General features: G+C 38.1%; 20 protein-coding genes. 14 read left to right on the forward strand and 6 right to left on the reverse strand.

All coding sequences use genetic code 11. The features are described from left to right. Positions 1–3 precede the first annotated feature (3 nt). Genes ACO05K_RS12415 through ACO05K_RS12425 form a run of 3 tightly spaced genes read left to right on the forward strand, consistent with a single transcriptional unit; the run spans position 4 to position 1,973 of the window. Complete coding sequence (locus ACO05K_RS12415) at positions 4–1,047, forward strand: AIR synthase family protein (RefSeq protein WP_421944750.1); 1,044 nt, start codon at positions 4–6, stop codon at positions 1,045–1,047. Next, the gene (locus ACO05K_RS12420; RefSeq protein ID WP_421944751.1) at positions 1,047–1,694 is read left to right on the forward strand and encodes a thiamine phosphate synthase; all 648 of its coding nucleotides are present in this window, start codon (positions 1,047–1,049) and stop codon (positions 1,692–1,694) included. Before ACO05K_RS12415 ends, ACO05K_RS12420 begins: the two co-directional genes overlap by 1 nt. Before the next feature lie 3 nt (positions 1,695–1,697). Next, the gene (locus ACO05K_RS12425; protein WP_421944752.1) at positions 1,698–1,973 is read left to right on the forward strand and encodes a Trm112 family protein; all 276 of its coding nucleotides are present in this window, start codon (positions 1,698–1,700) and stop codon (positions 1,971–1,973) included. Between the two features lie 248 nt (positions 1,974–2,221). Here ACO05K_RS12425 and ACO05K_RS12430 read toward each other — a convergent pair whose 3' ends face one another. Both ACO05K_RS12430 and ACO05K_RS12435 read right to left on the reverse strand, forming a co-directional pair. Beyond that, positions 2,222–2,698: an SgcJ/EcaC family oxidoreductase gene (locus ACO05K_RS12430; protein ID WP_421944753.1), complete on the reverse strand. Its 477-nt coding sequence runs from the start codon at positions 2,696–2,698 to the stop codon at positions 2,222–2,224. Positions 2,699–3,578: 880 nt separating this feature from the next. Beyond that, complete coding sequence (locus ACO05K_RS12435) at positions 3,579–4,220, reverse strand: PAS domain-containing protein (protein ID WP_421944754.1); 642 nt, start codon at positions 4,218–4,220, stop codon at positions 3,579–3,581. A gap of 218 nt (positions 4,221–4,438) precedes the next feature. Between ACO05K_RS12435 and ACO05K_RS12440 the strand changes: the two genes are divergently transcribed. The 5 genes from ACO05K_RS12440 to ACO05K_RS12460 all read left to right on the forward strand — a co-directional run bounded on the left by ACO05K_RS12440 (position 4,439) and on the right by ACO05K_RS12460 (position 10,055). Continuing rightward, positions 4,439–4,807 (forward strand): response regulator, encoded by a 369-nt coding sequence (locus tag ACO05K_RS12440; RefSeq protein ID WP_421944755.1) that lies wholly within the window; start codon positions 4,439–4,441, stop codon positions 4,805–4,807. 273 nt (positions 4,808–5,080) lie between these two features. Continuing rightward, a complete protein-coding gene (locus ACO05K_RS12445) occupies positions 5,081–5,227 on the forward strand; it encodes a hypothetical protein (protein ID WP_421944756.1) in 147 nt (48 codons plus the stop codon). Between the two features lie 871 nt (positions 5,228–6,098). Continuing rightward, a complete protein-coding gene (locus ACO05K_RS12450) occupies positions 6,099–6,878 on the forward strand; it encodes a 2Fe-2S iron-sulfur cluster-binding protein (protein ID WP_421944757.1) in 780 nt (259 codons plus the stop codon). Positions 6,879–6,898: 20 nt separating this feature from the next. Further along, on the forward strand, positions 6,899–7,912 hold the full coding sequence (locus ACO05K_RS12455) for an FAD binding domain-containing protein (protein WP_421944758.1): 1,014 nt from the start codon (positions 6,899–6,901) through the stop codon (positions 7,910–7,912). Positions 7,913–7,928: 16 nt separating this feature from the next. Continuing rightward, a complete protein-coding gene (locus ACO05K_RS12460) occupies positions 7,929–10,055 on the forward strand; it encodes a xanthine dehydrogenase family protein molybdopterin-binding subunit (RefSeq protein WP_421944759.1) in 2,127 nt (708 codons plus the stop codon). A gap of 234 nt (positions 10,056–10,289) precedes the next feature. On the opposite strand, the gene ACO05K_RS12465 is transcribed toward ACO05K_RS12460, so the two are convergent. Beyond that, positions 10,290–11,120, reverse strand: coding sequence for a helix-turn-helix domain-containing protein (locus ACO05K_RS12465; RefSeq protein WP_421944760.1), 831 nt, complete (start codon positions 11,118–11,120; stop codon positions 10,290–10,292). Continuing rightward, positions 11,121–12,092 carry an aldo/keto reductase gene (locus ACO05K_RS12470; protein ID WP_421944761.1) on the reverse strand — a complete coding sequence of 324 codons (972 nt, stop codon included), beginning with the start codon at positions 12,090–12,092 and terminating at the stop codon, positions 11,121–11,123. 479 nt (positions 12,093–12,571) lie between these two features. On the opposite strand from ACO05K_RS12470, the gene ACO05K_RS12475 reads away from it, so the two are divergent. The 6 genes from ACO05K_RS12475 to ACO05K_RS12500 all read left to right on the forward strand — a co-directional run bounded on the left by ACO05K_RS12475 (position 12,572) and on the right by ACO05K_RS12500 (position 18,969). Continuing rightward, positions 12,572–13,621 (forward strand): helix-turn-helix domain-containing protein, encoded by a 1,050-nt coding sequence (locus tag ACO05K_RS12475; protein ID WP_421944762.1) that lies wholly within the window; start codon positions 12,572–12,574, stop codon positions 13,619–13,621. A gap of 176 nt (positions 13,622–13,797) precedes the next feature. Then, on the forward strand, positions 13,798–14,409 hold the full coding sequence (locus tag ACO05K_RS12480; protein WP_421944763.1) for a Crp/Fnr family transcriptional regulator: 612 nt from the start codon (positions 13,798–13,800) through the stop codon (positions 14,407–14,409). Between the two features lie 79 nt (positions 14,410–14,488). Then, positions 14,489–14,947: a DoxX family protein gene (locus ACO05K_RS12485; RefSeq protein ID WP_421944764.1), complete on the forward strand. Its 459-nt coding sequence runs from the start codon at positions 14,489–14,491 to the stop codon at positions 14,945–14,947. A gap of 175 nt (positions 14,948–15,122) precedes the next feature. After that, positions 15,123–16,133, forward strand: coding sequence for a LacI family DNA-binding transcriptional regulator (locus ACO05K_RS12490; RefSeq protein ID WP_421944765.1), 1,011 nt, complete (start codon positions 15,123–15,125; stop codon positions 16,131–16,133). Positions 16,134–16,184: 51 nt separating this feature from the next. Continuing rightward, the gene (locus ACO05K_RS12495) at positions 16,185–17,669 is read left to right on the forward strand and encodes a gluconokinase (protein ID WP_421944766.1); all 1,485 of its coding nucleotides are present in this window, start codon (positions 16,185–16,187) and stop codon (positions 17,667–17,669) included. Between the two features lie 10 nt (positions 17,670–17,679). Beyond that, complete coding sequence (locus tag ACO05K_RS12500; RefSeq protein ID WP_421944767.1) at positions 17,680–18,969, forward strand: gluconate:H+ symporter; 1,290 nt, start codon at positions 17,680–17,682, stop codon at positions 18,967–18,969. An 8-nt stretch (positions 18,970–18,977) separates the two neighbouring features. Here the strand turns inward: ACO05K_RS12500 and ACO05K_RS12505 are convergent, their stop codons facing one another. Then, positions 18,978–20,180, reverse strand: coding sequence for a GAF domain-containing sensor histidine kinase (locus ACO05K_RS12505; protein WP_421944768.1), 1,203 nt, complete (start codon positions 20,178–20,180; stop codon positions 18,978–18,980). 115 nt (positions 20,181–20,295) lie between these two features. Continuing rightward, complete coding sequence (locus ACO05K_RS12510; protein ID WP_421944769.1) at positions 20,296–20,958, reverse strand: arylesterase; 663 nt, start codon at positions 20,956–20,958, stop codon at positions 20,296–20,298. Positions 20,959–20,967: the final 9 nt, after the last annotated feature.

Here is a 20,967-nt window from a genome sequence, read left to right on the forward strand (position 1 = left end):
ACTATGGGTTCAGGAAAAATAAACAATGAAGAGTTTGAGGATGTAATCCTCAAAAAAACAGGTATAAAGCGCAGCGAAGTGTACTGCGGACCAAGCTTCGGCATCGATGTCTCCATAGTTAACCTGCCTGATGGCTTGGCCATGGCGATGACAAGCGATCCCTTGACACTTATTCCCTCGCTCGGTCTGCAGGAATCCGCCTGGCTATCGGTACATCTTATGGCTAACGACATGGCCACCACAGGTTTTGCACCCATGTATGCACAAATGGTTTTAAATCTCCCGATTTCACTCACCGAAAAGGATTTCAGTACCTATTGGGACTTTATCCATCAATACTGCCAATCAATCGGAGTATCCATCACCGGAGGTCATACAGGAAGAATTCAGGGACAAAACTCAACCATAGCGGGCGGAGGGACAATGGTGCTCATCGCTCCAGCTCAAAGCATTTTACTTAGCCGTTATGCTAGGCAGGATGACTTTATAATTGTAACCAAAGAATGTGCAATATCCTCGACGGCAATTTTAGCGATGAGTTTTCCGGAAACAGTTAAGAATAAGGCCGGAATAGAAAGCTACAATGTTGCCTGCAAATCCTTCTATCAAACTTCGAGCTTAGCGGAGGCTCTAATTGCGAGAAAAGTTGCAAATGGAGTAATCCGAGCTATGCATGATGTGACTGAAGGAGGAATATTGGGGGCGGTTTACGAAATGGCAATCGCATCTGGCAATGGTGTTGAAATAGACAATAGTGCTATCCCCATTAGCCAAACAGTCAGGGATATCTGTGATTTGTTTAGCATCGATCCCCGTTTTAGCATTGGTGCGGGCAGTATGGTGATGGCTGTAGACAAAACTATGGCGACTGGTTTGGTGGAAACGCTCTCAAACCACGGTATACAGGCAAGTATTATCGGAAAATTTACCCCGAGAGAAAACGGGTATAAACTTATTGATGATGAAAAATCTAGCGAAATAACTTACTACCCGACAGATCCATATTGGCACGCGTTTTTCATCGCACAGCAAAAAGGATGGAAATAATGCGGTTGAGAAAAAAAACAATCAAAGGAGGACTTTACCTGGTTGTAAATCCGGCTCTAAATGAGGATATACTGCTCGAAAAAGTTCAAGCAGCATTGTCTGGGAGGATAGATATCGTTCAGATATGGAACAACTGGCCAATGGAAGGCAAGAAGGTAGATATCATTGAAGCTATTGCCAGGCTTTGCAAACCCTATTCAATTCCCGTACTTATTAATGAAGAATGGCCTTTGCTACTAAAAACAAAAGACCTTCATGGCGTACATTTTGACCGTTTGCCTGATGAGCTCGCCTCAATAAGAAAAATTGTCGGAAGACCCATCCTCACCGGGCTAACCTGCACCGGCGACCTGAAGACTGTCCAGCTGGCCAATAAAAACCAAATCGATTACATTTCATTTTGCTCTATGTTCCCATCAGCTTCCGCTGGAAGTTGCAGTATTGTCTTACCCGAAACAGTTCAACGGGCCAGTACACTTACGAACCTGCCGATTTTTATTTCTGGAGGGATCACACCTGAAAACACAGCTCTTTTGAAAAAGAAGATTCCGTTTAGCGGTGTTGCGGTGATTTCGGGGATTCTCAGTTCAGAAAACCCAAAAATGGAAGCAGAAGCTTATCAATTAGCATTAAATACTAAAAAGTAAATTATGAGAGTTAAAACAATAGAAAAATTATGCTGTCCTTTAGACAAAGGCGACCTTCAGGTGGATATTTTCGTAAAAGATATTGAATTTAATGTACTGGAGGGTATACTTTCCTGCGCAGTTTGTAAAAGGAAGTACCCTATTGTACATGGCGTGCCGATTATGGCCCCAGATGAATTTCGTCAGATAAAACTTGAGCAGCCCATTATGGAAAACTGGAAGCTTCAATATGGACTAAATGACATTCGCCTCCTCCCACAAACTGTGGAGAAAGAATAACAGACTTCCCAGTTTATTTATCTGATAGTTCTCAATAGACCTGTCTCAATAAAAGCAAAAGGTCCTGAATGGAAGTACCTTTTGCTGATTTCAGAATTGAAATCACTTTAGGGCTCTATATAAGCTTGCAAACTTTATTTCTAAGGAAGAGGTTTTTCACTTTTACTCATCAAATGGTAATTGATTCTGGTCTTGTAGGTGAGTTTTTCTGAGGGCAGCTCGCCTTTAACGACTAATGGGTTGGTTATTTATCTTGGCGGGAGCGGCATTATCTGAGTAACCTGCATAGAAAGTATTTTCCAGGTGTTTTTTTGTTTTGTAAAAACGGCAGTAATTATTTTACGGTCGGTACTCCCTTTTTTAACTATCTTTCCAGGGACTTGGTAGTCTTCCTTTGCAATTAATGTTTCTTTGATGTATACAATGGAAGTTTCATTGTTAATAAAATATGTCTCTGCTATATCGAACTTTACCTGGGTGGGTTTTATGCAACAATCGTTAATTAGCTTAAACTGATTTATAATCTCGCTTTTCCCTTTCCAGAACAAGCCTAGGAAGTTAATGAGTTTTGCGTCTTCGGTAAAAGAATTTGTGTAAGAAAGCATATCGTTTTTGTTCCAATCCGACTCTTGCTTAGTTATGATTTTTTTTATTTCTTCTGTGGGTGTTTGCGCAGCACAATAGCCACTCACAAGCATTAGCGATGATAGCATTAATTTGTTCATGGCAAGTTTTTTTACTCTAAGATATTGAAGATTAGCTTAAAACGCAAACAAAGTTATAGCAAGAAAAACTAAAAAAGGCCTCAAAACCAAGCCATCATCTCTAGTCTGGAAAGTTTTTCATTAAAAAAAGATATTTATTTGCTCCTCAATATTCACAAAGACTGACCCTTTAATTTTAGTCGACAACGCGCGGTTATCAAAATCGAAACTTTAATCCAGGATTAATGTAAGACCATAATTAACTACCGCGGGGAAAAATATTCAAAACTTTATATTATCGCTGGTTGTTATCTACAAAAGTTATAATTTTTGTACAATTAATCATACTTATCAAACCTTATTGAAATGCGCAAGGGAAAAATCATATCATTCAACATCTTGTCTGGTGCTGGAATTCTTCTAGACTCCAACAACCAAACCATTAAGTTTACAAACCAAAACCTAAAAAGAACTCCGTTGAAAGGGGATCAAGTTAGTTTTGAAATTGAATATTTAAATAAAAACTTAGTTGTTAAAAACATAGAACTCCTTAACAAGACACCATAATTTGAAATTTATTTTTCTTTACCGAGGCACCTTTATCCTGGGCATTTGCATGACTTAATATTTGCCCAAAGACTTTCAAATAGCAGAGCATTTGAACTTTTATTGAAATATCAATCAGGACTTATCTCACTCTAAGTATTATGTATATTTAACAATTTAAACCGTAAAGTATCATTAATGATTAGCCTTAGCCAATTTTCATTAAATGCTAAGCACTCATTATAACCAGGGTCTTCATCTGCTTCTTTATTAATTTAACAGTTAGCCCCTATCCAAAGATTGACGTTGAAGCCTTGCCAGATATGTCAAACCAAACAGATTCTCCTACTCATTCTTAATCCTCTTTGTCAAGGCTGTCCGTCTTTTTTCTTACTGAGGAGACGATATCGTTTATTATCTCGTCCAGTCTTGCAGCAGAGGAGAGGATCATGTCTGCCACCTGGCCGCTATACTGATAGTTATGTAGGTTTTTCTTGAGTATTCTGGTGAGGGCAATCAGATTAGTCAGCGGTGCCCTCACCGTATGGCTTTGTGTAAAAACAATTTGTTCAAGCAATGAAGATTGCGCATTGATTTCCTCAGAAATTTTTCTTGACTGGTCTCTTTCAATCATCAGCTCAGAAATGTCGTAACCTATACAGAAAACCCCTGAAGGTTGACCTGTTTGATCAAACATAGCACGAAACTCCCATTGTGTAAATATATATCCACCACGACCATCAAGCTTACGAATGGTCGCTGGAAATAACTTGTCTGGATACTCAAAGCACTGTGCAGATACCTGCTGACAGGTAGCAATATCGTCGGAATGCATAGTGATGTCGTATGGCTGGCCAAGCAAACCCTGAGACACTTTCGCAAACTGGCTTTCATAATTGGCATTGGTATAGGAATACCTACCATTCATATCAACGGTAATGATGTAATAAAAGGATGACGCCTCCAAGAGACCACAGATTTCTGGAAAATTTTGCATAATTTAGAGATATTCAACTTAACACCCAGATCAATAATATTGTTTCATTCCAAATCCGAGTAAACTATATTACATCCGATTTATACCCAATTTTAAACTATTGGCGCTAGAATTGCCTTTTTTTATCGAGATTGGCATTAGTGATTCAGAAAGTATTCACCGTTTGTGATGATTTAAATGGTTTCAAATGATGCCAAGACAGACAATAAATTGTAGTGATGAGGAAAGAAATTTTTTTGATAGATGATGATGAATACAGTTTATTCATTAATCGTGAAATAATTGCCGAGCACACCGATTTGCCCATAAAATGCTTTAATAGCGGCATTAGGGGGTTGGAGTATCTCCAAAGTGAACAGTCTGTTGAACAGGTCTTGCTGTTTCTGGATTTAAATATGCCACAAATGAACGGCTGGGAAGTCTTAGAGGCTATAAGTTCTCTGGATACCAAAACAGGAATACAGGTTTATATCCTAAGCTCCTCAGTTGATATTAAAGACCAGCTACGAGCACAAGATCATAATTTAGTGAAAGAATACATTCTAAAACCACTAGAAAGCGAAGTGGCAAAGAACATATTAACCTGAGAAACTAATGCAAAAGGATTATCTTAACCTTATTGCATTAACTCTTAATTGTTTTAATACTTGTTAAGGCATAAAGTTTTACCAGAACGGTTATCTGGCAACAATAACCTCCTTTATTTAAACGTGATAGCAGGGGAACCACCTTTTCAATCATGCTTTTCGGCCCGCCGTCCGCTAATAACAAAAACTGGTTATGAGTTCAATATCTAATTTGTGTAAGATTAAATTTATTATTACTGAAAACCAGGCAGGAAAAATCTTGTTATACTGATAATGAAAAAATTAGATGCATTCGAGTGGTTATTGATTTGCCTGATTCTGGCTGCCTTTATTTTAGGATTATTTGTGGCAACTGAGCGTCATCAGGAAACTGTTGCAAATCTTATCCCAGAATTCCCTTTGGTAGCAATCTGTCGCTAACCAAAATTGTTTCCTCATGAATCTAAAAACACCAGTTCAAAGCAGGTTTCGGTTTAAAACCAACCGATGACATCCTTGGGGCGTTTGATATTTCACCGAGGCGTATGAAGTAATGTGAATGAAGAGTTACAGCAAGGCAAATAAAGGCGTCATTTAAAAAACATCACAAATCTATTTTTAAATATCAGTGTTGTTATAATATGGGTAAAACTTATGGTTCGCTTGAGCGGGAGGAACTCAATATTGAACACAAGATCATGATTGCAGAATTATTGATTAATGAGTTGAGATACTCAAACGTCTCTATAGGTTCCCGGGCACCAGACATAGTTTCCATACATTTTAAAACGGAGATTTCAAATAGCAAAAGGCAAAAAACTTTCGATTTCTTAAGAGAGCTGACAAGCGAAAAAAAAAGCCGGTTCGAAGTGTATGTAATGGAACGACTTATTGCCCAAGTCTGATTGAATGAGAACCCGATAAATACATAAGGTTGATTGATAACATAAACCGCCAGGAAACCTTTGGCATTAATCGAGCGGCAATATCAGTCCAGCTATTAATCCTCTGCCTTGCGATGCTCAAATTTCTTGTACACCTGTTAACTATAAATGGATACGGTCTGCATGCAGATGAGCTTTTCGCTCTCAGCAAAAATGATTGAGGGGATAATCTATTTTGATTTACCATTCCTTACCCTAACAGTCCATGTCAGTTACATTCATGCAACACGTTCTTAAAGATTTAGACTAAAAGCATTAAATTCTGTAATATTTCTGATTTGCAAAAACCTTCGTAAAGCTCCGATGTTCTCCAAAGTATAAACTGTTAATCAATTTGTTAGCAATACTTAAACCAGCGGAACCAAAGCATGAATCATAAAAAAACTCAACTCACAGAAGAGGAACTAAAACTTTTCGGCGACCTCATGCCAGAAGAATTAGCTGAAATTACACATTCAGGGCTAAATAGAAGACACTTTATGAAATTGTTAGGCTTGGCATCGGCAGGTTTACTCGCTAGCCATCTTATCGGTGCGGAGCAGCTTTTTGCCCGAGCGGTCGATATGGATATTGAAGATTTACCTGAAGTGGCCATTGAGAATGGTGTAACTGTAAGCTTTAGAGTAAACGCTTCAAACAAAAAAGTTGTCATAGATTCACGAAGCACGCTACTTGATACTTTAAGAGAACGGTTAGGCTTAACCGGTTCTAAAAAAGGTTGCGACCATGGTCAGTGTGGTGCATGTACCGTTATCGTTGATGGGAACCGTATACTGTCCTGCCTTACGCTGGCTGCAAGTTGCGAAGGAAAATCAGTAATAACGATTGAAGGTTTAGCCAAAGACAATGAGTTAAATCCAATGCAAGCTGCGTTTTTAAAACATGATGGTTTTCAATGTGGCTTCTGCACCCCGGGACAAATCTGTTCAGCAGTTGCTTTGATGAAAGAAGCGAAGGATGGTCAGGCGAGTTACATCACAAAAGATATTCGAGCCAAAAATTCATCTATAATTCTTTCTGATGATGAAATAGCAGAAAGGATGTCTGGCAATATTTGCCGTTGCGGGGCTTACCCAAATATTGTAGCCGCAATTAAAGAAGCTCAAAGCGGAAAAGATGTTCAACAAAACTGGCTTTTTGCAGGCTAAAATTAAAGCAATACTAAATTATGAGACCGTTTAAATATACCTCTACCAATAGCACTTCTGGCGCAATGAATCTCTTGATGAAAAATCCAAACGCGCATTTTTTAGCCGGCGGAACTAATCTAATTGATTTAATGAAGGAAGACGTAGAAAGACCTGATGAATTAATTGATTTGACCCGATTAGATTTGACATCAATTTCAACGATTACAACAGGATTGAATAGTGGTGGCGTTTCTATTGGCGCTATTGGAAAAAATACAGATGCTGCAAACCACCCTTTTGTACGTGAGAATTTTCCTTTGTTAAGTAAAGCCATTTTAGCAGGTGCATCGGAACAGATCAGAAATATGGCTACCAATGGAGGCAACTTATTACAGAGAACCCGTTGCTCGTACTTTTATGATACCGCATTGGCTTGTAATAAGCGTTCGCCGGGTACGGGTTGTGCTGCGAAGGAAGGTATAAACAGGATGCATGCGATATTTGGCTGGTCTGAAGATTGTGTTGCGGTTTATCCATCAGATATGGCTATCGCGCTATCCGCTTTAAATGCTACTGTAAAAGTAACTCAGGCTGATGGCAAAGTTCGCACCATTCCAATAAATGACTTCCATAGACTACCTGGAAATCATCCTGAAAAAGATAATAACTTAAACAGAGGTGAATTAATCATATCGATTGAAATTCCCAAGAATGATTTTGCTGCGCATTCGGCTTATGTAAAAGTTCGCGACCGCAATTCTTACGCATTTGCATTGGTATCGGTTGCTGCAGGGTTGGTGCTTGATGGAAATAGAATTGTATCTGCCCATATAGCAATAGGTGGTGTTGCCCATAAACCCTGGCGCGCTTTAAAAGCTGAGGCTTTGCTAAAAGGCCAAATGGCAACATCAGCAAATTTTGAAGCCGCAGCAGAAGCAGAAATGGCTGATGCTAGGCCCTTATCACATAATAAATTTAAGGTTAATTTGGGTAAGAACACAATAGTTAGCGCTTTAGAAATAGCCTTAAGAGGAACGGACATTAAAGCGTAGTTTACAATTTATCATTATGGAGGAAAGAAATAAATCGATTGGTAAAGCCGTTAACAGGATTGATGGAATTTTAAAAATCACAGGCAAGGCAACCTATGCTACAGATTATCCTGCTAAAAATATGGCCTATGCTGTAATTTTTAAAAGTACAATTGCCGCCGGAACGATTACAAACTTAGATACAACACAAGCGGAGCAGGCGAAAGGTGTACTGGCCGTAATCACACATAAAAATGCTCCAAAACTGAACCAAAAGGGTGGAATACGTGGCGGAGCAATGTTGCAAAGTCCGGAAATTCTGTTCTACGGTCAGAATATCGGCGTAGTCGTGGCCGAAACATTTGAACAGGCAACTCATGCAGCTCATCTAATTCAGGTTGACTATCAAAAAAAAGATGTTAGGACTGATTTTGAAAAATTAGCTCCCTCAGCAACAACGCCTAGCGGAAAAGAACTTGCAGATTTAATTCGTGGAGATGCTAAAGGGGCTTTAAGCACTGCTGCAGTTAAGGTTGAAGAAATATATGAAACTCCGATAGAGCACCATCACCCCATGGAACCACACTCTACTATTGCAGTTTGGGAAGGAGATAAAGTTATTTTGTACAACGGTTCTCAAATTATTAATGGTGCACAAACCGCCGCAGCCCAAACACTCAACTTAAAGCCAGAACAAGTTAGAATTGTATCTCCATTTATTGGTGGCGGTTTCGGATCGAAAGGTGGTCAGTGGGCAAACTTGATACTTACTGCTGTTGCAGCAAAGGCAGTCAACCGCCCTGTAAAAATGGCATTGACACGTCAGCAAATGTTTAACTCTGTTGGTTTGCGACAAGCAAATATTCAAAAGATTAGCTTAGGCGCCACAAGAGATGGCAAATTAATTAGCCTTGCGCATGAAACTACAACACATACTGCAATAGATAACGAATTTTTAGAACCATGTGGGGATTGTTCTAAAATTATGTACGAGGTTCCAAATTCTATAATTTCTTATAAGGTGGCACCTATGAATATAATTTTGCCAACCTATACCCGGGGACCAGGAAAATCGACAGGCAGTTTTGCCTTAGAATCAGCGATGGATGAATTGGCTTACAAGCTGAAGATGGACCCAATCGAACTCAGGTTAAAAAACGAACCTAAAAAAGATCCATCAAATGGCAAACCATGGTCATCAAGAAAAACGGTCGAATGTTTGAAAGAAGGTGCTAAAGCTTTTGGATGGGAGAAAAGAAAACCGGCCCCAGCTAGTAATAAAGTTGGCGATGATTTAATTGGTTATGGTGTTGCTTGCGGAACCTATCCAGCCAGGCAAAGGGATAGTTCTGCAATAATCAAATTAAAAAAGACAGGAAATAATGTTTTAGCAACGGTAGAAATTGCCGCCTCAGATTTGGGTACCGGAACCAATACAATTTTAGCACAAACTGCAGCAGATGGATTAGGGATTTCTTTGGAAAATATATCTGTAAAACTTGGTGACTCGGACCTTCCACCTGCCGCAGGTTCTGTTGGCTCTGTAGGAGCGGCAAGTTTTGCAAATGCAGTTAATGATGCTTGTAGCAAAATAACCGATGAGCTTTTAGCTAAATCCGGCAAACAATTTTTTGTTCGTCCTACAGCTTACCAATTAATGGTTTCGGAAAATATTAGTGAATTCCAAAGCCGTGTCGATGCTAAGCCGCCAAAAGACGCGGACCAATATTCTGCTCATAGTTTCAATGCAAACTTTGCCGAAGTGAGGGTAAATGCTTTAACGGGAATGGTGAAAGTTACTAGATTTTTGGCGGTTACGGGCGCTGGAAAAATACTGAATCCAAAAACTGCCCGTTCTCAAATTATTGGTGGAAATATCTGGGGTATTGGAATGGCGCTAAGTGAGGAATCAGTTGTTGACCCAAGATGGGGTAACTTTGCAACACGTTCATTTGGAGACTATCATGTTCCTACAAATTTAGATGTTGGAAAACTTGATGCCATCTTCATTAATGAAGATGATACAATCCCTAACAAAATGGGGGTGAAAGGTATAGGCGAGGTTGGCATTGTTGGTGTTGCAGCAGCCATTGCTAACGCGATATTTAACGCGACAGGAAAACGCATCCGCAAATTGCCAATTACTCCTGATAAGTTATTTTAAGCACTTTTTTGCATGATCCTAAAACATGCGATCCGGTGAGCTAAAATTACTGTATGGTGCTTCTTGGCAATCAGATTAAGCCTTAGGCCCAGCCACCAGCAGGGCGGCCTTAACGATTAGGACGAGTTTCAGGGTATTGAATATCTTCCTAGTTTTCTTTGCGCTGATTGAGATGGCCTTTAACTTCCCATACATAATGCAAGGATATATTACGCTCATTACCTCACTGTCAACTTACTCTGAGCGGACGATACCCTTATTTAAAAGGCTGGGCATCAATCCAAACTTCTTTTTAAAAGAATGAGAAAAATGTGAAAGGCTTTCAAAGCCCAAATCCAAATATATCGCTGAGGGTTTTTGGTGCTTATATTCAATCAGAAATTTTGCTGCATCTAATCGTTTGGAAAGCAGCCATTGGCGAGGTGGAAGACCAAAAGCCTTTTGAAAATCTCGTTTGAATCCTGCCAGGCTTCTGCCAGTTAGCTGAGCAAATTTTTCTATTGGTACATTAAACTGGAAATTATTAAGCATGAACTTTTCCAGATCAATTTTATGAGGTTCTGCGTAATCAAACAGGAAATTTCGTAATGCAGGAAGCGCCAGTAGTAATAATTTAATGCCTTCTTTTACTTTCAATATACCCATCTCATCGGTCATGGTGGCTCCCGAACTTCTTGCATAAGGGACGATGGATTGAAAATAGCCCTGCAAAAATTCATTAGAGGGAATCAGTAGGTTTGGCCTTCCGACATATTTGCCCTCAGAAGTAATTTTTTCTTCCAAGGCAATTTTTCGCATCAAGTCCTCTTGGAGTGATATGACAATGGTTTCATAGCTACCATTCTCACCAGGTGTCTTGGTGAGGGTACCCAACTGGTTTTTGCCGATCAGCAGCATCTCTCCTGCCTCCATCGAAATGCTTTGCGCCGAGGTTTCCAGCGCGAATTCACCGGAAACCTGCAATATCAAGGTATGGTGATTCCAAAAACATGCTTTCTGTCTCCTTTGAGTAGAGAGATAAGAGTAAAAGATTACACCTGGAAGAATTTCTGCTGGACTTTCCATTTATCGCGCTAAATAGGTACCTCCTTTAATGGCGCCTATTGCAAAAGTAGTATTTAATGTGTTCATTTCTTCCTCGCTAAACTCGATTTTCATGGCTGCGATATTTTCAGCCAGGCGAGATCTTTTGCTCATGCTAACCAAAGGCATGATCTGTTTGCCCTGCTGTTTTACCCAAGCAATCGCAAGCTGTGTAGGGGTAAATCCCTTCGCGGATGCCAAATCTTTCAATATTTCGACTTTTTGAAGATTGTGTAAGAGATTCTCGTTTTGAAATCTGGAGAAATGCTGACGATAATCCTGATCAGCTAATGGCGCGCTTAATTCTCCGCTTAGTAAACCTTCTGCTGTGTTTGCAAACGCGACGACAGTAATCTCCAAATCTCTGGCTGCAGGCAGCAACTCATTTTCTATTTGCCTATCTGCAAGGGAATAACCGATTTCCAGTGCACTTATCGGATGAACATCATTGGCCTTACGCAGCTGCTCAGCGGAAATTTCTGATACTCCGATATGACGGACTTTACCCTCCTTAACCAGTTCAGCCACGGTTCCGATAATATCCTCCACCGGTACGCTGTCATCCATCCGGCTAGGCTGATAGAGATCAATGGTTTCGATACCAAGGCGGGTAAGTGAGTAATTAATAAAGTTTTTAATTGAATTTGGCCTAAGATCAAGGCCCAACCATTGACCATTATGAAAAAGCGCTCCAAACTTTACACTGATAAAAGCATCATCCCGTCTCCCTTTTATCGCCTTTCCGATAAGCATTTCATTGTGGCCCGCACCATAAAAATCACCGGTGTTTAAAAAGTTGATGCCGAGATCCAAGGCCTCATTAATAGTGGCAATACTTTCTGGTTCATTAGGAGTTCTTCCTCCCCAAATTGAGGACATGCGCATGCACCCCAGCCCAAGACTGGATACAAAAGGCCCATTATGGCCCAACTGAATTTGATTGATGTTTTTCATAACACAAATATCCAGTCTGCAGGGAAAATAAAATTGCCTGCAGAGCTCAATTAATTTGCTTATACGGCTCATCATGATTGCCAAAAAAGATCGAAGACCGTCAGAGAAGTGATTAGCTACTGCCTAGAATTTAAAATAGAACAGTTTCTTCAACAAATTACTCATTTGATATTTGCTGTTATTCTCATTCGCAATGATGTTTAGGTTGATAATCGATAGTTGTCAAATTCTATCATATTTTAAAAATCATTAGAACTATTGTATAAAAAATTAAAATAATGTATTCTTAAATTTACAATAAAGCGCTATCTTGGAAGCGGCTCTTTATGTATTTCCAAAGTTTTTTAGTCAGTACGACTTGTTTCTTCCTTCTACTATTTTCCTTACACCTCTTTTTTGCAAAAAAAGGGAACCGGACAAATAATATACTCTTATCTATAGTCTTTTTTACAAGGTTCGGCCAGATATTAAATTCAATATTGATAACTGCTGGTCATGAGAAAACCTTATCTGTACTTTTTCAGATATTAACGCCATTTCATTTTTTAGCCCCTGCTTGTTTTTACCTCTATGTAACCGGTTCTTTAACAGACAGAAAGGGAATATTACCCATCCAATGGCTTCATTTTATCCCCGCAGTTTTGGCTGTAATACACGTTATTCCCTGGCCAGGACTCGCTCCTTTAGACTGGGGCCTTATTTCCGAACAACTTGCACAAAACGGCTATTTAACACTATCGGCAAAAAGCGGTTTGTTTACAATCTATTTTCACAATTGGGGACGAACCATATTAATGTTATTTTATCTTTTTATGTGCTGGAGGGCGATTCTAAAATCGGGAATCATCAAATCAAATGGAAAAGAAAACCTTGGAAAAGATTGGGTTTTATTCATACTTGGAGTCGCTACAATTTTCCAAATAATTGGATTGTCGCCTATTTTATATCTATGGCTAGGTATTCCACTTAACCATACTTACTTTATCATTTTCAATTGCGTAGCGCTATTAATCGTTTTATCTTACGCTTTACACAAGCCTAAACTTTTCTATGGACACCTTCTTGTTGCAACTACCTGGGATGAAAAAACTTTTCAGGTTCATGAATTAGCAATAGAACAGGTTGAAATAACCGACAAAGAATTAGAGCAGAGGCGAACTAATACTGATAAGAAAAGAAATCAACTTCCCACAGAACAGCAAAAAGCCTATTCTATTTTAATCAAGCAAGCGATGGAAGATGAACAACTGTATTTGAAGCCCGAACTACAAATTATTGATGTTGCTATTAAACTTAATATACCTGTTCATCATTGTTCATATGTCTTAAATAATGAAATTGGAAAAAATTTCAGAGACTGGATAAACGGATACCGGATCGAACACTTCTTAAAACAATATCCACTGCAAGGAAATAGAATGACAATAGAGGCCATTGCTCAAGAATCGGGTTTTAAAAGCCTGGCTACCTTCTACAATGCTTTTAAAAAAGAAAAAGGCGCTCTACCAAGCACTTACTTCAATTCGTAAACTCAACTCAACACTTTTCAGGAATATAAATTCATCTAACCGTTGAATCGTTAGGGCTTACAGGGCTTCAATTTTAATTGGTTTGGTTGAATTACAGATACTTTTGGTTTATAGAAAAAACACAAAATCGGTTTTTCTAAATAAAGCTTAAATCTCTAAATTATTCCCGAACCGATATGATAAAAGATTCAGAAAATCCTTTATTTATACAACCGCTTTTTAATTTCCTTGAGCAGTTCCACCCCTTGTCTGAGGGTTTTATAAATTACCATTTAAAAACCTGCAGATACATTCACATTAAAAAGAATAAATTTATCCTTTCTCCAATTGATAATAATAATTCGGTATACTTCCTGGTAAAGGGTTTGGTTAGAGGCTTCATAAAAGAAGGCCAGAAAGACATCAGTACCTGGTTTGGTACAGATAACGAACTTATCACAGCCATCCGCAATCCTAACCAGCATTCAAAACCCTCATACGAATACGTTCAGGCATTGGAAGATAGCGAGTTAATTTCTATACCTTACCAAAATATCGATTTTCTATCTCATTTCCCTGAAACTAATCTTATTAGCAGAAAACTGCTGGAGATACAATATCACGCCGCAGCAGAACGTGCTATTCTTGCCAGAATTCCATCTGCAATGGGCAGATATCTCAAATTCGAAAACACACAACTTAATACAAACCGAATTCCCTTACGCTATTTAGCCAGCTATTTAGGTATGCGTTTAGAAACCCTAAGCAGAATGAGAACCAAATCATTACAGTTGCAACACGCAAGTTAATTAGCTGTTTTTATTTTTCGTCTCATCACATACAAACGAGTTTTTTTTTCGTAAATTGAACTAACCAAGTTTAATCGTTATGAGCACAATAAAAAAAATTCAGAATTGGGGCGATAGCCACCATCCTGCCTGGATAGATGTTTTCAGAATTATTTTAGGCATTATATTATTTTGGAAAGGCATTGCCTTTTGGATAAATCTCGACGCTTTTAACGCACTGATGCGTGGTGCACATTTAGGCACTGCGGTATCTATAAGCATGTTTGCCCATTTAATCATATTGTTGCACATTATTGGTGGCTTAGCCATTATGTTAGGTACTTGTACCCGTACATTCTGTTTGCTTAATCTGCCTATTCTTATTGGCGCAACCTTTTTTATCAACCTTTCGCACGGAATATTTAAGCCTTATAGCGAGTTTTGGCTTTCTCTTGCTGTACTAATTGCTCTTGCCTGCTTTCTGGTTGAAGGGAATGGCGTTTTTTCTGTTGAAAAAATGGAGAATACCAGCAATAAATTAAAGCACACAAAGAAATAATTACGTAGCATCTGCGATAATTTGTATTTATAATTTTTTTAAAGGGACTCTGCCCAATTTATGCTTGCTTAATATGATTAATTGATGTTATCAAGTGATTATTAATTTTATATTTGCTAAATGCCCAAATTTTATTTTGGCTAGTTAACAATACTCATTAAGCATATTTTAATCAATGCAGGAAAAAATATCCATTAAAGATATCGCCAACCGCGTGGGCACATCAACTACCACAGTTTCATTTGTTTTAAACGGTAAAGCAAAAGAAAAACACATTAGCGCCAGCATTACCGAAAAAATACTTAGTGTTGTAGCAGAATTGGGCTATCAACCAAACTCTATTGCCAGAAGTTTAAGAACAGGAAAATCTAAAATTATAGGTTTCTTAGTGGATGATATTTCAAAACCATTTTTCTCTGGCATAGCCAGCGTAATTGACTATAAAGCTTCTGAGTATGGTTATAAAATAATTTTTAGCAGTACTGGCAACGATAGGAAGAGGATAAATGAGATTTTGAGCATGTTTAAAGAAAGACATGTTGATGGTTACATAATTGCCATTGCTGAGGGCTTAGAAAAAGAAATTGGAGCACTTGTAACAGATAAAACCCCTGTAATTCTTTTTGATAGATATTTACCAGAGCTAACAGCCGATTATGTGCTAACGGATAATTATTTAGCCACTTACAATGCCAGCCAACACCTTCTGGATAAAGGTTATGAAAATATTGGTTTTGTAACTATTGATACCCAACAACAGCAAATGCTCGATCGTTATAAAGGTTATGCAGCAGCAATTGATAACGCCCGCAAAACGCAAAGCGTTTTGAAAATAAAATATACCACCAGTGAAGATTCCACGGAATGTATCAAAAAGTTTTTGATTGAAAAACCTGAATTAGATGCTGTTATTTTTGCATCGAATTATCTTACAATGGATGGCCTAAAACTATCAAGAACTGGAAATGAACAGTTGCTTACCTCTAAGGCAGTAATTTCATTTGATGATTTTGAGTTATTAGAATTTATCAAACCCTCAATTACAGCAATAGAGCAACCGATTCAACTTTTGGGCGAAAAAATAGTTAAACAACTCATTAAAAGATTGCAAGCCGATGCAAAACCCACAAAACATGAAGTGTTCAATATCGGTGCAAATTTAAACATCAGGCAATCTACACAATAACATCGACGCAAAAATTAAGCTACTATAATTTAAATTACCTTATAGATTTAGATGGAATACATTTTAGGAATCGACATCGGAACTGGTAGTACAAAAGCAGTAGCCCTTAATTTAAACTACGAACCAATAAGTACGAGCCAGCATTACTACCCTACCCATTCGGTAAAACCTGGCTATAGCGAACAAGAGCCTGAAATTATCTATCAAGCTTTTTTAAACTGCATTGCTGATTTAAAAACTGAACTAGGTGCTGAACCATTTACCGTTGGCTTAAGTAGTGCAATGCACAGTTTAATTATGGTTGATTCTAATGGAGAGCCTTTGGCGCCAATGATTACCTGGGCAGATAATCGTAGTGCAGATATTGCCAACAGGTTGTTAAATGGTGATGAAGGCTTGCAACTTTACGCCTCTACCGGAACGCCCATCCATCCAATGTCGCCGCTATGCAAAATTATTTGGTTAAGGGAAAATGAACCTCAATTATTTATCGAAACCAGTAAGTTCATATCCATAAAAGAATATATCTGGTTTAAGTTATTTGGTGAGTATAAAATTGATTACTCCATTGCATCTTGCACTGGCCTGTTTGATATCAATAAGCTTAACTGGAATGAAGAGGCATTAAAATTATGTAAGATTAATTCCGCTCACTTATCAGAACCTGTCCAAACTTCCTTTAGCAATACAAAGCTGGTTCAAGCGCATCAGGCATTTTTCAATAATAAAAATGTAAGTTTTGTAATTGGTGCAAGTGATGGTTGTTTGGCTAATTTAGGTAGCGAAGCCATTAGTGATGGTGCCGCAGCAGTTACCATTGGCACATCTGGTGCTTTACGTGTTCCCAGTTCAAAGCCAGTTGTAAACAAAAATGCGATGACATTTAATTACATTCTGGATAGTGAAACTTTTATTTGTGGTGGCCCGATTAATAACGGTGGACTCGCCCTCCAATGGTTAATGAAGAATGTATTTGGCAAAAAAGAGCTTAACGAAGCAGATTATACTAATTTGTTTAACGAGATAGAAACAAGTGCTGTCGGAAGCAATGGTTTAATTTTTTTACCATACTTAACAGGGGAAAGAGCACCGATTTGGAACAGCAGAGCTTCAGGCACTTTTTTAGGCTTGTCTAATCAACATCACCAAAAAGATATGGCAAGGGCTGTAATTGAAGGCATTTGTTTTTCTTTAAATGATGTATTAACAGAAATGGAAACTAATGGTGCGAGTATCAAAAAAATCCATGCAAGCGGTGGCTTTGTTCATTCTAAAGTGTGGATGCAAATTTTGGCCGATGTTACCGGAAAAGAAATTTTGCTCATTACTGAAGAAGATGCATCGGCTGTAGGCGCTGCTTACCTTGCGGCAAAAGCGAATGGCTTAATCGATAATTATCCATCAGCTACTCAAAATAAATTCAATATTATTTACCCTGATACTTCTCATCATATTTTCTATCAAAGAAGATTCGGGATTTATAAGAAAGCATACGTTAACTTGAAGGAATGTATGAAAGAAATTAACAATTCTTAAATCGAAAACCATGTCTTTATTTATTGTACTTCTTGGCATACTGTTACTTTTTATCCTGATAATTAAAAAGTTAAACCCGATGATTGCCTTATTACTTGTTGCAATTGTTACGGGATTACTTTTAGGTATGCCCGCTGCAAAAGTAATGGCAGCCATAAGCACTGGAATAGGAAGTACCTTAGGAAGCATGGTAATGGTACTTGCTTTAGGGGCCATGATGGGTAAACTTATTGAAGACAGTGGTTCTGCCCGGAAAATTGTGTTCATCTTAATCAAAGCTTTTGGACAAAAAAACATTCAATGGGCGGTATTAATTACCGGATTACTGGTTGGTATTCCACTATTTTACAATGCCGGCTTTGTTGTATTGATACCTTTGGTATTTGCAATTGCTAGTGCTACAGGATTGCCAAAATTATACATCGGTATCCCAATGGCAGCAGCATTATCCGTAACGCATGGCTTTTTACCTCCGCATCCGGGGCCAGTATCTTTAGCAGCAATTTTTCATGCTGATATTGGCAAAACTTTAATTTACGGTTTGATGTTAAGCATCCCGATTGCAATAATTGCCGGAATTTATTTTCCAAGATTAATCATTAAAAAATCTTTGGGTGAGGCTACAACGCAATTTAAAATTTCCGAAGATGAACACTCTCCTTCGGGATTAAAAAGTTTTTTTACAGCCTTATTACCAGTTTTTTTAATCATTGCGGGCACAATCGGTACAGCCATTACCCAACCCTATTTATTAAAACCGGTGTTTATCTTTTTGGCAGATCCAACAGCAGCATTATTAATTGCGGTATTGATTACAGTTTTGGTTCAGGATAATTCTATATCAAAAGCGATGGAATCTTGTGTAGAAGGCGTAAAAAGTATTGCAATGATTATTTTAATTATTGCTGCAGGTGGTGCATTTAAACAAATTTTGGTGGATAGCGGTGTTGGTGAGACTGTTAAAATACTAACCATGGGATTGAATTTATCGCCATTATTTTTAGCTTGGTTAATTACGGCCTCATTAAGAGTTACACTTGGTTCTGCAACCGTAGCTGCATTAACTGCTTCAGGCATAGTTTTGCCATTCATTGGCATTGGAGCTTCTCCAGAACTTATGGTTTTATCTGTGGGTGCGGGTAGCTTAATGTTTTCACACGTTAACGATACGGGATTCTGGATGTTTAAAGAATACTTCGAACTCAATTTAAAACAAACCTTTAAAACCTGGACCATGATGGAAACCATTGTTTCTATACTTGGCTTACTGGGAGTTTTACTTATTAATAATTTCGTGTAATCTTAAAATTAAGTAAGAGGAATGGTTACTTCAAAATTTGTACCCCACCCTTCCTGCGATTCAATTTGAATATCGCCGTTAAGGCTTCTGATGTTTTCTACAACCATTGGCAAACCTAAGCCATAGCCACGTTCCCCTTTGGTTCCTTTGGTTGTTTCTAAATTTCCGGCGAGTATTTTTTCTACAGCTGTTTCATTTAAACCATTGCCATTATCAGAAACGTTCATTTTTAGGGTTTTTGATTTATCCTTTATTTCCAGCTCCAGCTTAATGGTAACTGTTCCATAATCTGAACTAAACTTTATTGCATTCGATATCAGGTTACCAGAAATTTGTAATAATTTAGTCTTTGCGAATAATACCTTAGTGTTCACATTTCCAATTGTAACCTTAAAGAAAATATTTTTAGCCTTTGCCTGTGGAAGGTATAATTTCTCCAGCTTATCTTTAAATATGGCGAGGTCAAAATCGTCTTCTTTAGGAAACTTTTCTCTGCTTAAGATTTCTTCTGATAGCGATAAAACGGCTTTCGTGGTCTTATCAATCATTTCAATATAATCAAGAATGTCTTCAGGCTTTGCCCTATCCATCTTTTTACGAATGATATCGATTATACCCGTAATACCTGATAAAGGGCCCCTAATGTCGTGAGCAGTTTTACGCAGATCATTTTTGTATTCATCCAATTCAGCTTTTATACTGTGAAGAATCTTCAAATTAATCAGTTTATCAACTACCTCATTGGCGATGAGTTTAAGCAGTTCTATTTTATCATCGCTCAGCCTTTTTGTTTTAGTATCCAAAACGCATAGCGCTCCAATATTGTAGCCATTTGGCGTTGTTAATGGCACACCAAAATAATACCTTAGGTTTAGCGGATTTCCAACGTATGAGAAGTTTTTTAATCTGTCATCCAAAGACAAATCATTTACTTCAAAATGTCCGCTTTCCATAATAGTATATTGGCAAATCGACTCCTCTCTTGGCATCTGGCCTACATCAATCCCATAATGCGAAATAGACCATTGGGTAAAAGAATCAATCAGGTTTACCAAAGAAATATCTGTACCAGCAATTTTGGCCGCTAAAGCGGTTAAATGTTCAAAATCATTTTGAAGATCTGTATAGTCGGGGTCGAATTCGGCTAAATCTGCAAGCCTGCCAACTTCATTCTCGGGGATCGGGCGGATGTGTTCTGTAACGGGAGTCATGTAAAATGTTAAAATTTCCGAGCGTACGCCAATTTATAACATTAACTGTTTATTCAAAAATATTTAACGATAAAAATTAAACAATCTTATTTCGTTGATTCTGCAATAATTTAGTTTAAAGCAAAGGTTTTAAAACAACCCAAACGTTATCGGCTAAAATTTTATCGCCTTCTGCTGTTGGATGAATTCCATCTGCCTGATTAAGTTTCGCCACGCCTCCAACTTTATCTAAAAGGAATGGAATTAAAGCCGCATTATTTTTTGTTGCCAATTCCGGAAATATGTTTTTAAAGTCGCCTGTATATTTAGCGCCCATACTTGGTGGCATCTGCATACCAGCGATAACAATTTTCACTTCAGGAAATTTAGCTTTAACCTTATCAATAATGCTTTGCAAATTTTTAGCGGTTTCGGCTACGGGTAAACCACGCAAGCCGTCGTTAGAACCAAGCTCCAACACAAGGATATCTACTTTTTGTTTTAATAACCAATCGATACGGCTTTTGCCTGCGGCAGAAGTTTCACCACTTAAGCCACCATTAATTACTTTGTATGGAAGTTTCTCTGCATCAATCTTTTGCTGAATTAAAGCCGGATAAGCTTCAGTTGGATCTAAACCCAACCCGGCAGTTAAACTTGTTCCGAAAAACAGAATCGTTTTAACAGGAGATTCGACTTCGGCTTTACCATTTTTAACTGAATCTTTATCTACAATCTTATCGGTATTACTATTGTTTGAGCAAGCTGCGAACATTCCGGCAAAAACAATTAAACTCATTATACGTTT

The sequence above is a fragment of the Pedobacter sp. genome (assembly GCF_965227205.1).
Taxonomy (GTDB): domain Bacteria; phylum Bacteroidota; class Bacteroidia; order Sphingobacteriales; family Sphingobacteriaceae; genus Pedobacter.

What these genes read in the sequence shown, in the direction of transcription:
- ACO05K_RS12415 (WP_421944750.1), top strand. Translation starts at nt 4, where the DNA reads ATGGGTTCAGGAAAAATAAACAATGAAGAGTTTGAGGATGTAATCCTC.
- ACO05K_RS12420 (WP_421944751.1), top strand. Translation starts at nt 1,047, where the DNA reads ATGCGGTTGAGAAAAAAAACAATCAAAGGAGGACTTTACCTGGTTGTA.
- ACO05K_RS12425 (WP_421944752.1), top strand. Translation starts at nt 1,698, where the DNA reads ATGAGAGTTAAAACAATAGAAAAATTATGCTGTCCTTTAGACAAAGGC.
- ACO05K_RS12430 (WP_421944753.1), bottom strand. Translation starts at nt 2,698, where the DNA reads ATGAACAAATTAATGCTATCATCGCTAATGCTTGTGAGTGGCTATTGT.
- ACO05K_RS12435 (WP_421944754.1), bottom strand. Translation starts at nt 4,220, where the DNA reads ATGCAAAATTTTCCAGAAATCTGTGGTCTCTTGGAGGCGTCATCCTTT.
- ACO05K_RS12440 (WP_421944755.1), top strand. Translation starts at nt 4,439, where the DNA reads ATGAGGAAAGAAATTTTTTTGATAGATGATGATGAATACAGTTTATTC.
- ACO05K_RS12445 (WP_421944756.1), top strand. Translation starts at nt 5,081, where the DNA reads ATGAAAAAATTAGATGCATTCGAGTGGTTATTGATTTGCCTGATTCTG.
- ACO05K_RS12450 (WP_421944757.1), top strand. Translation starts at nt 6,099, where the DNA reads ATGAATCATAAAAAAACTCAACTCACAGAAGAGGAACTAAAACTTTTC.
- ACO05K_RS12455 (WP_421944758.1), top strand. Translation starts at nt 6,899, where the DNA reads ATGAGACCGTTTAAATATACCTCTACCAATAGCACTTCTGGCGCAATG.
- ACO05K_RS12460 (WP_421944759.1), top strand. Translation starts at nt 7,929, where the DNA reads ATGGAGGAAAGAAATAAATCGATTGGTAAAGCCGTTAACAGGATTGAT.
- ACO05K_RS12465 (WP_421944760.1), bottom strand. Translation starts at nt 11,120, where the DNA reads ATGGAAAGTCCAGCAGAAATTCTTCCAGGTGTAATCTTTTACTCTTAT.
- ACO05K_RS12470 (WP_421944761.1), bottom strand. Translation starts at nt 12,092, where the DNA reads ATGAAAAACATCAATCAAATTCAGTTGGGCCATAATGGGCCTTTTGTA.
- ACO05K_RS12480 (WP_421944763.1), top strand. Translation starts at nt 13,798, where the DNA reads ATGATAAAAGATTCAGAAAATCCTTTATTTATACAACCGCTTTTTAAT.
- ACO05K_RS12485 (WP_421944764.1), top strand. Translation starts at nt 14,489, where the DNA reads ATGAGCACAATAAAAAAAATTCAGAATTGGGGCGATAGCCACCATCCT.
- ACO05K_RS12490 (WP_421944765.1), top strand. Translation starts at nt 15,123, where the DNA reads ATGCAGGAAAAAATATCCATTAAAGATATCGCCAACCGCGTGGGCACA.
- ACO05K_RS12495 (WP_421944766.1), top strand. Translation starts at nt 16,185, where the DNA reads ATGGAATACATTTTAGGAATCGACATCGGAACTGGTAGTACAAAAGCA.
- ACO05K_RS12500 (WP_421944767.1), top strand. Translation starts at nt 17,680, where the DNA reads ATGTCTTTATTTATTGTACTTCTTGGCATACTGTTACTTTTTATCCTG.
- ACO05K_RS12505 (WP_421944768.1), bottom strand. Translation starts at nt 20,180, where the DNA reads ATGACTCCCGTTACAGAACACATCCGCCCGATCCCCGAGAATGAAGTT.
- ACO05K_RS12510 (WP_421944769.1), bottom strand. Translation starts at nt 20,958, where the DNA reads ATGAGTTTAATTGTTTTTGCCGGAATGTTCGCAGCTTGCTCAAACAAT.